The following is a 208-nucleotide window of genomic DNA, read 5'->3' on the forward strand; positions in this document are numbered from 1 at the left end:
TCGTTCTCGGCGACGCTGAGATCGTACACGTACCCGTCGTGATCCACTTCCTCAACGACCGGGTCTTGTCCGCTGCGGTAGTAATCACACGTTCGAATCGTGTAGCTCCCCTTACTCTCCCTGTACTTCAGCGAGTGCTTCTCCCCGCGTTGCGTGAGAAGCGTAGAGAGCCCCGCCGCGAGTTCTCGGCTCGTCGTCTCGAAGTCGA

Annotated in this window: 1 protein-coding gene; it reads right to left on the reverse strand. The window is 59.1% G+C overall.

The features are described 5' to 3' along the window. Positions 1-208: hypothetical protein (locus tag EXE42_RS18410; RefSeq protein WP_137707164.1), on the reverse strand; the 208-nt coding region annotated here is incomplete at both ends.

Source organism: Halorubrum sp. SP3 (genome assembly GCF_005435195.1).
Taxonomy (GTDB): Archaea; Halobacteriota; Halobacteria; order Halobacteriales; family Haloferacaceae; genus Halorubrum; species Halorubrum sodomense.